We start from the raw sequence: 10,126 nt of genomic DNA, 5'->3' as shown, positions 1-10,126 counted from the left end.
AAAGAGATTTGTGATTTTTTACCTACGCAATCAGTTTGCGCAGGGACATATACAAGGTATTTCTTGTATATAAAGCTTTGTGTTATTTACCTCGACACAATCACATTGTGAGAGGGATGTATACAAGGTATTTCTCATATATAAAGCTTTTCCATCAGGCGATTTTTCACCATTAGATCCAAAACAAAAAGAGAAGTTTGCTTGAATCTATAGAGACACTGCCATTTACATGGAAAGGGATCATAAGAGAGTCGAATGCTCACAATTTTACTTATTGTGAGGGATACATACAAGGAAATTCTTGTATATAAAGCTTTTGTTTGATTTATTTTTTACCATAGATTTTATCTCAAAAATAAATTTTTGCAAAATCTATAGATATAATAATTACTGATCCTCTCAGATCAGAGGATCTTCTAAGGGCATTACTAACATATAAATCTTTCGGGAAAATCTTTTTAGACAACCTAAACTAAAAGGCTGATAAATATACCTTTTCCAAAAGAGATTAAGTTAAGAAAGAAACAAGATAAAATATATTCATACGTCTTTGGTTAAGTGAAGAATCGTGATAAATTGCACCAATTTCCTCACATTTACCAAATAGGTCAATAAGTTATAAGCTGGAATACGGTATCGATTTCATGTAAATGGACCAAAATTTAAGGCCGGCTTCTAATGCAAAATCAATAGCTTTCAGGCAAGAAAATTCCTTAACCGATGACCAATGAAAATATATTTATTATTAGAGTATAGGATTTTATTTTTAAATTTAGCGAATAATTTTCATTATAAAATGTTTTCTGGCAATTAACTGAACCTGCTGAAAAATAAGAGCCGCATACTGTTATAAAAATATTATGAACATTAATAATTGTATAGTTTTTAAACTGTATCTGAGTTAAGAAAATTAGTAAAAACTGAACATTAAGAATAAAAGGTTACTCAATAAAGAAAATAATAGTTTGAAGTTCAGCATTAGAAACTAAAACTTGCTCAGTGAGTTTTATATATATAGGATTCCAATTAAATAAAGGGGAGCTAGGAGTCCCTTTAAGGAATTGGGAAGAATTTTGGGTTTTTATACCTGTTTGGGCCTCATTTAGCTATCTCTGTGAAAAAATAGAGAAAGTTGAGTGACAAAATAGATTAAAAATAAAATCAAGATAGATCTCAGGAAAGTGTTGATTTTTAACCCGGTTTTTACCCCTGTAAACAATCAAGGATTATTTGCTCCTCAAATGCCAAAATGGAGGTTAGACATTTGATAGATATAGATCCCAGTGGTATCCTGGTTCGTTACAATGTAAAAATGGAAAAAGAAATGACACCGGAAGAGGCTGCAGAAGAACTTTACCCAAAGGATTCAATAATTTATCCGATTGCAAAGGCCATCTTTGAAGGCGAAGAGGACGACGTTGTTGAAGGGTTGGAAAAGGCTATTAGCTCTGGAAAGGACCCAATCTCTCTTATCGATGACGCTCTGATGGTTGGAATGGGAGTGGTCACCAAACTTTATGACGAAGGAATAATTTTCCTGCCAAACGTTATGATGTCTGCTGATGCCATGCTGGAGGGCATTGAATACGTTAAGCAAAAAGCAGGAAGAGCACCTGTGGTTAAAGGTAAAGTCGTTTGCCACGTTGCAGAAGGCGACGTCCACGATATAGGAAAGAACATCGTAGCTGCATTGCTCAGAGCTAACGGATATGATGTAGTGGATCTTGGAAGAGATGTCCCTGTAGATGAGGTAATAGCGGCTGTCGAGAAAGAAAATCCTCTCATGCTTACAGGTACTGCCCTGATGACCACAACCATGTACGCATTTAAAGAAGTTAATGACAAGCTTCTGGAGAAAGGCTACAAGATTCCGTTCGCCTGTGGCGGCGGTGCTGTGAACCAGGACTTCGTATCCCAGTATGAACTAGGAGTATATGGCGAAGAAGCAGCCGATGCTCCTAAGATAGCAGATTTCATCAGGGAACACGGAGGCAACATTGTGAAACTGAGGGAGAAATTCCATAAACACTGAGGAGATGGAGTAATGGCAGTAACAAGATGTACTAAAATGGCTTATGCAAGCGCAGATGACATGGTTTTCGGAAAAGCTGTCACGCCAGTTAAAACCGGACTGGAACTTGAAATCGGTGCCGGTTACACAACTCCCGAAGTAAACTATGCCCCAAGACCTGAAGCCGGAGCATCCAAAGAAAAGCTCATAAAGGAATACGAAAGGATAACCACCGACATTATGGCAAGGATGGTTCAAATCGGAGCTCCTGCTGTTGTACTTGAAACTGAACACGTTCAGCAGATGTCCAATCACCCGGATTGGGGAGCTGCCGTTGCGCATGCCCAGAAAACTATCATGGAAGATTACCATGATGAATACGGCATAAAGTGCGCACTCCGCCACACCATTGGTGACATCCGTGAGACCAGAGACTTCCTCGCACTTAGAGGAGACAAGTACAGCGTCTTTATGGAGGCCTTCGAGCAGTGTGCCCAGAATGGGGCTGACATGCTTGCAGTTGAGTCAATGGGTGGAAAAGAAGTATTCGACTATGCAATCCTCAGGAACGACATGGCAGGCGTACTTTACGGAATAGGTGTTCTCGGTAGCATAGATATGGAAATGATCTGGCAAGACATTGCATCAGTTGCAAAAAAGAACAATGTAATAGCATCAGGTGACACAGACTGTGCCCAAGCAAACACCGCGATGTTCATTGCAGGCGGGCTGCTGGACAAGAACCTCGCTCACACACTTGCAATCATTGCAAGGACTATTTCTGCCGCAAGATCACTTGTTGCTTACGAGGCCGGTGCAGCCGGCCCTGGAAAGGACTGTGGCTACGAGAATACCATTGTAAAATCCATTGCAGGTGTCCCGATAGCTCAGGAAGGTAAGACTTCGACCTGTGCTCACTCCGACCTGATGGGGAACATTGTCATGCAGTGCTGTGACCTCTGGTCCAATGAATCTGTTGAGTATCACGGTGAATTCGGTGGTACCACAGTTCAGTGTTGGGGAGAGACCTTAGCTTATGACTGTGCTCTAATGAATGTTGCTCTTGATTCGGGTAATGAAAAAATACTTAGGGACATGTTCGTAGCTTCCGATATATACAGAGACGCACAGGGCTATGTACTCGCATACCCGAATGCCTACAGAGTAGGACAGGCAATTGCAACAGACGGAAATGATATTTACCTCCGTGCCAAGAACGCTGCTATCGAATGCATCAACATTGTAGAAGAAGGAGCAAAGGGCAAACTTGAGCTCTCCAGATTCGAAGCTAAAGCCCTTGCAGATGCAAAAGCAGCTTTCGAGGCCCTTACCGACGACAAAGAAAAGTTCATGAGTGACTGCCTTACAAAGTATAAACAGGAAGTCAAAGTCTTCAAGCCAGAGAACTACGACCTCTAATCAAGGCAATTCTCTTTTTTCCTTTTTTAAATATAGAGTGTTCCGTTTTTAAAATCCCGAGTGTAGTTTTCTAATTTTCCGGATAAATTCATATAGAAATTTTTAGTACTGACAGACTCATTTAGCACTGGATATTTTTCTGTTAAGCAGCAACAGTTGAGTGAAAACTATATAGTTATGATTGTAAAAATTAACACTTAATTTACTCAAGATCTACAATTACGTAGGACACGAAAAAACTGGTCAAAATAATTACAACGAGAATGTATAATCAGGAAATAGGCTGCTTGAGAGAAAGAAGCGAATAAGATCCCGTTCTCTCAAGATAAGATACGGATATTACAGACAGCATGTTAAAAAATTGAAAATGACAATAAAAAATATTAATAAAAATTAGTAAAAAATTAGTAAAAAAAACAATAGAGAAATTAGTGAGAAATTAGTTAAATTCTTTATTCTGTGGTTTTTCAAGCGTAATATTCGTCTCTTGCCTCGACCATCGCTTTAATGTGGGAAAGCGGAGTCATAGGTGCAATTCCGCAGCCAGGCGCCAGTACGTCTACACCTTCGGAAATAGCTTTTTTCGATTCTTCTTTTATCTTATCGATCGGACCTGGGAGCAGAACAAAGGGGCTTGAGATATTTCCTACGAGCCTTGCCCTATCCCCAAGCACTTCCTTAGCCTTTTTAATACTGCCAACTTTTTCTTCAACGCTCAGACCTTCGAAACCGCAATCTGCCATATAGTCAAGGATCGGGGCCACACTTCCACAGATATGCAGAACCGTAACCGAATTTACGTTTGAGGAAAACTTATGCAGCCTTGACTGGAGTTCATTTTTAAAAGAATCCGGACTCATCAGGTCAGGAGATGCTACAGGATCGGCAACGGAGATGACATCTGCTCCTGCAACAACCATTGAATTTGCATATGCTATTGTAGCATCGGTTGCAAAATCCAGTACCTGATGTAATAGATCTGGCTTTTTAACAGACCATTTCATAAAGGACTTTACACTCGCCAGATCGGAAGCAAGAGTAACAGGTCCTTCCATTCCTCCTATAATAGGCACATCCGGTCCTACTCTTTCCCTTATAATTTTGATTGAATCAAGTACAGCTTGGATTCTGCCTATGTCAAGTAGGTTCTCAGGCATTTCCATACCCTCAAGGCTTTTAGGATACGGATGTGCAGTAACTGATGGCTGCCTATTTTTAGTTCCCATATTAACCTCACAACCCATAGCTTCGGCAAGCACAGTCAGGCAATACGGGACTCTTACAGCTTCAAGCCCGCTTAATTCATAGTTTGCAATCGCAAGCGTCGCCATTTTTTCAGGGTCAGAATGAGCCTCTGGCCAGGAAGACCCTACTTCATCCATTAGTTCAACGATTCCTGTCTGGGTTACAGAACAGACCGGTACTTTATCTACTTCTTTACCTTCCAGCGCATTTAAAAGTCTCTCCTTAAGTGTCATCTCAGTCATAATTATCTCCCCATGTTAAGATTCAATTTGTAAGTTTTTAATCTTTTGAGTTCTCTACGACCTTCTCGTATGCTACTGATCTTTTAGATCGATAACTTATAGTTTTCTAACCCTTAGAGGCATATCAAAATATTCAGAGTTACTGTCAAAGGCAAGTAACCACCTTCGGAAAAATTAAATCCCCATGCCCAGATTGGCTAGTATGGTCTGAGTCGGTTTCCCGAATTGCCTCTTCCTGTTTCATTCTTTTCTCTGAGGAGAATAAGTCCACAGGCTCTTGTCCCACTATCCGTATGAAAAACGTGTTTGGTTATAAAATAATTTTGCTTAGCAAATATTATTTGAAAGTACCATTTATTTTATGCGTCTATCCCGAAACTAATATTATATTGAAATTATGGCTCTGTAGAAATCCGATCTTAACTGACACCATCAGACTAAATTATAATAATGAGATTTGATGTGATGAAATCTAATTAAAAATATTTTATATATTTTATACGAGAGGCTTTCTACAAAGATATTTTTAGAATAAATATGAATAAAATTTACAAAAGAATTACTATTTCGTAACTATTCAGCCGGGGTAAAACAAGATCAATAGTCATTGTCATTAAGATTCAACATACCATTAAGATTCAACGCACAAATATTTTCGAATAAATTTTATTTGATTATTGGCTATTGATTGTGTTTTATCTTTGTTCATCAATCATTTATTTAACTCCTTGTTTTCATCAAAATCGACATCAATCAGCTTTTTTGGTGGGTAGAATAGTTACGTTTAAATAATATAAAACAAATTTTACAAAAATTTTGAGATATTGTCAAATGTAAAAAGCATTTTTATTTATTTATGTGCATTATTCAAAGAAAAAATTGCATTCGTTTTCAAAAATGTACATTTTAATATTTTTAAATATAATCGTTTATAATATAAAAAATAAAGGACTTGATTATATGGATAATCTTCATGAAGCACTGGAGAGACAAAATATTGCTTATTTTTCAATGGAGATAGGCCTTCGTAGTGACATCGCAACATATGCAGGAGGATTAGGGGGTCTTGCAGGTGATGCTATCCGCTCAGCTGCGGATCTAAATATTCCATTTGTAGCAGTAACACTAGTAAGTAATAAAGGATATTTTAGACAGACTCTTGACCCTGCAGGAAATCAGATAGAACATAAGGATGAGTGGAATCCTGCCCATTTTATGACTCTTTGCAAAGAAGAAGTAAAAGTAAAAATTCAGGATAGAGACGTTAAAATCAGAGCCTGGATTTATACTTACAAGAGCCATATCGGAGGCTGCGTGCCAATAATTTTTCTAGATACAAATGTTGAAGGAAATGAATCGGAAGACCGCAAGATTACGGATTTTCTATATGGAGGCGATCAACGTTATAGACTCAAGCAGGAAATAGTACTCGGAATAGGAGGAGTACGGATGCTTAATGCTCTTGGGTTCAGAGTCAGAAAGTACCATATGAATGAAGGGCATTCAAGCTTACTTGCTCTAGAACTTTTGAAGCAAAACAGCGTAGACCCAAAAAAAGTAAAGGAGCTTTGTATCTTTACTACCCATACTCCAGTGGAAGCAGGGCATGATAAATTTGATTACGGGCTTGTAAAAGACCTAATCAAGGATAAAAACAATGTTGAAATCCTCCGTAAGTTTGGAGGGCAAAACTACTTTGATACAAGCATTTTTGCTATGAACTTGTCGAATTATATCAATGGCGTTACAAAAAGACACAGCCAGATCTCAAGTGCACTTTACCCTGGTTATAAAATTAATGCCATTACAAATGGTGTTCATTCCTATACATGGGCTTCCCCTTATTTCAGAAAGCTTTATGATCGCTATCTTCCGGATTGGGAAAATGAACCTGAACTTCTGATAAGAGTTGGAGAAATTCCAGACACTGAAATATGGGAAGCACATTGGAGTGCAAAAAGAGATTTAATCGACGAGGTGAACAAAAAAACAGGCGTCGGAATGGATTATGATACTCTTACAATAGGCTTTGCACGGCGTATGACATCATATAAGCGTCCAACTTTAATTTTTTCTGATCTTGAGATGCTTAGGAGTATTAATAAAAGAGGTAAAATTCAGCTTATTTTTGCAGGTAAAGCCCATCCTAATGATGAAGCCGGAAAACAAATTATAAGGGATATTTTTAAAATAATAGAAACTCTTCGTGACGACATAAAAATTGTGTTTCTAGAAAATTATAATATGGATCTTGCTGCAAAAATGGTTTCTGGAGTTGATGTCTGGCTTAATACTCCTAACTGTCCCTACGAAGCATCAGGTACAAGTGGTATGAAAGCTGCTCATAATGGAGTAGTGAATTTTAGCGTGCTTGATGGTTGGTGGATTGAGGGATGGATTGAAGATGTGACAGGCTGGTCTATTGGGCCCAAACCAGATGAAAAAATTTCGATTGAAGAGATAAGAACTGCTGAGCTTAGAGATCTCTATTACAAACTCTACTACATCATTGTCCCTATGTACTACGAACAAAAAGACGAATGGCTCAAGCTAATCAATAATTCGATAGGTATGATAGCATCTTATTTTAACAGTCATAGGATGATGAGGTATTATGTCACACAGGCTTATCTTTGAAAGTCTTTAAAATCTAACTGGATTCAATTTAGAAAAAGTACTTAAACTGACGAATCAAAGTTGCGCTGGCACACCCCGCTGCAAGCAACGGGGTATGTTGACGCTGCCACTCAAAAATTCGACTGAAATAGATGATAATTTATAGTGAGATCATATAAATTATACATATTTATGTAGATCATATAAATTATACATATTTTTGCAGATCATATAAATTATATGTATTTCTGTTTAATTGTTTGTCTCTTTAACTGTATTTTTAGCAGAAAGAACTGCAAATTGTTAGATTAGCAAAAGAAATGAAGTAAAAAATATTTAGACGTAAATATAAAAAGAGAACTATTTAGAGCCTATTCAAAAAGTGATTAGATGTTATAACTTTTACAATACGAAACATAATAATGGAACTGATATTCTAATACTACAGACCTATTGTAACCTTTCAACATTCATTACCAACTTTTTGGATAAGCTCTCGTTCTCTGTTACAAAAAGAGGTAAGTAGGGTTATGAAAAAAATGAGAATAGGAATGTTTACCTGGGAAAGTTTATATTCAATGCGGGTTGGAGGTATTTCGCCCCATGTATCCGAACTCTCTGAGGCTCTTGCAGCAGAGGGACATGAGATTCACCTGTTTACACGAGACCGTAAAGATAAAGATGAAATAATAAATGGGGTTTATTATCACAAAATTGCCTGTGATCAAAGCGGGGGAATTGTTGAACAGATGAACCGGATGTGTGATGCCATGTACTGCCGGTTCCTTGAAGTGAGAGAAAGCACAGGAGAGTTTAATGTATTACATGGTCACGACTGGCACCCAGTAAATGTTCTTTGCAGGATAAAAGCCCAGTTTGGACTGCCCTTTGTGCTAACTTTCCACAGTACAGAATGGGGACGTAATGGAAATCATCATGGAGATTGGTGGGAAGCAAAGGAAATCTCACATAGAGAGTGGCTTGGAGGCTATGAATCTTCGGAAATTATCATAACCTCGACCATATTGAAAGAAGAAATCAAGCAAATTTACAAAATCCCTGACTACAAGCTCTGGGAAATTCCTAACGGCATAAACGTGGGAAAAATAAAAAGGCAAATCGACCCTGGTGATGTGAAAAGGCAATACGGTATCCATCCCTGTCTTCCAGTGGTGCTTTTCACGGGAAGGATGTCTTATCAGAAAGGGCCTGACCTGCTGGTGGAAGCTGCTGCTAAAGTCCTGAAGAAGAGGAATGCCCAGTTTGTGCTTATCGGTGAAGGAGAAATGCGCGCTCATTGTGAATATAGAGCTCAAAAACTTGGCATTGGAGATTCATGCAATTTCCTCGGGTATGCTCCGGATAATACCGTAATAGACTGGTTCAATGCCTGCGACCTCGTGTGCGTGCCCAGCCGGAATGAACCCTTCGGAATTGTGGTGCTTGAAGCCTGGGATGCAAAAAAACCTGTCGTTGCAAGTGATGCAGTAGCCCTTGTAGAAAATTTCAAGACAGGCGTTATTACTCATAAGGAACCGTCTTCTATTGCATGGGGCCTTAATTATGTCCTTGAAGGGCTTGGCCACAACCGGATGGGAGAGAAAGGTTACGACCTTATTAAAAAGCGATATAACTGGAAAATAATAGCTGAAAAAACTCAAGAAGTATACAAAAAAATTATAGAAAAACAAGAATTAAAGGACAAAAATGCATAAGACAAATATTTAAAAGGCACTGTGCTTAATTTAGCTTGAAAATGTTGCCATTTGCAAGCACTTTCATTGGTTGTGCATGTTATTCAAAGAATATCACGTTCGTTTTCTGTAAAACTTGCTCTATAACATTTATTCTTCTTTTTAATTACTAAACGATGCATTCAACTTTACAACTGTGTAATAAAATTATTATATATTAACAGAAAGTTGCAGATAATACAAATAATATATGTAAATACATCAGACAATATATAAAGAACCGAAGCAAAAGAGCAGGTTATGGTACGTATTTCGGACAGGATAACAGTAATTAAGGGAGACATCGTAAAACTGAAAGTGGATGCAATCGTAAATGCCGCAAATTCAACTCTACTTGGAGGCGGAGGAGTTGATGGCGCTATCCATAGATCTGCAGGGCCAGGATTGTTGGAAGAATGTAAAGGTTTAAAAGGCTGTGCCACAGGAGAAGCAAAAATTACAAAAGGATATTTTCTGCCTGCAAAATGGGTAATACATACTGTTGGGCCGGTATGGCAGGGGGGACAGAAAGGAGAGGATAGCTTGCTGGCTTCCTGCTACAGAAAAAGCCTTGAACTTGCAAGAGAGTATACTATAAAAACCATTGCCTTTCCAGCTATAAGTACTGGAGCATATAACTTTCCTTCAGAAAGAGCTGCAGGAATTGCAATTTTCGAAATCACTAAATTCCTTCAGGAAAATGAATTGCCTGAAAAGGTTTTTCTTGTTTGTTTCAATAAAGAAACATGCAGGCATCTTTAGGAAGCATCTTCAAAAATCTTTAAAGTTTAATTTAAATTTTAGACAAATTAGCTTTAGATATTATTTTAGGTATTATTTTAGAGATTATTTTAGAGATT

The 10,126-nt window shown here is 38.0% G+C and carries 6 protein-coding genes; 5 read left to right on the top strand and 1 reads right to left on the bottom strand.

The window, feature by feature from the left end; translation table 11 throughout:
• Positions 1–1,249 precede the first annotated feature (1,249 nt).
• Both mtaC and mtaB read left to right on the top strand, forming a co-directional pair.
• Positions 1,250–2,032 (top strand): methanol--corrinoid protein MtaC, encoded by a 783-nt coding sequence (mtaC, locus tag A9239_RS13575; protein ID WP_080941559.1) that lies wholly within the window; start codon positions 1,250–1,252, stop codon positions 2,030–2,032.
• 12 nt (positions 2,033–2,044) lie between these two features.
• On the top strand, positions 2,045–3,430 hold the full coding sequence (mtaB, locus tag A9239_RS13570) for a methanol--corrinoid protein co-methyltransferase MtaB (RefSeq protein ID WP_048120784.1): 1,386 nt from the start codon (positions 2,045–2,047) through the stop codon (positions 3,428–3,430).
• Between the two features lie 467 nt (positions 3,431–3,897).
• Here mtaB and mtaA read toward each other — a convergent pair whose 3' ends face one another.
• On the bottom strand, positions 3,898–4,917 hold the full coding sequence (gene mtaA / locus A9239_RS13565; RefSeq protein WP_048120786.1) for a methylcobamide:CoM methyltransferase MtaA: 1,020 nt from the start codon (positions 4,915–4,917) through the stop codon (positions 3,898–3,900).
• A gap of 960 nt (positions 4,918–5,877) precedes the next feature.
• Here mtaA and glgP point away from each other — a divergent pair.
• The 3 genes from glgP to A9239_RS13550 all read left to right on the top strand — a co-directional run bounded on the left by glgP (position 5,878) and on the right by A9239_RS13550 (position 10,028).
• Positions 5,878–7,554 (top strand): alpha-glucan family phosphorylase, encoded by a 1,677-nt coding sequence (glgP, locus tag A9239_RS13560; RefSeq protein ID WP_048123370.1) that lies wholly within the window; start codon positions 5,878–5,880, stop codon positions 7,552–7,554.
• 509 nt (positions 7,555–8,063) lie between these two features.
• Positions 8,064–9,248, top strand: a complete 1,185-nt coding sequence (locus A9239_RS13555) for a glycosyltransferase family 4 protein (protein ID WP_048120788.1) — start codon at positions 8,064–8,066, stop codon at positions 9,246–9,248.
• A gap of 279 nt (positions 9,249–9,527) precedes the next feature.
• Entirely contained in the window at positions 9,528–10,028 is a 501-nt protein-coding gene (locus A9239_RS13550; protein ID WP_048120791.1) for an O-acetyl-ADP-ribose deacetylase, read from the top strand.
• Positions 10,029–10,126 lie beyond the last annotated feature (98 nt).

Origin of the sequence: Methanosarcina sp. A14 (assembly GCF_001729375.1) — an archaeon.
GTDB lineage: Archaea > Halobacteriota > Methanosarcinia > Methanosarcinales > Methanosarcinaceae > Methanosarcina > Methanosarcina barkeri.
The sequence above is the reverse complement of the archived record's forward strand: the minus strand, read 5'-3'. Positions and strand labels throughout refer to the sequence as shown.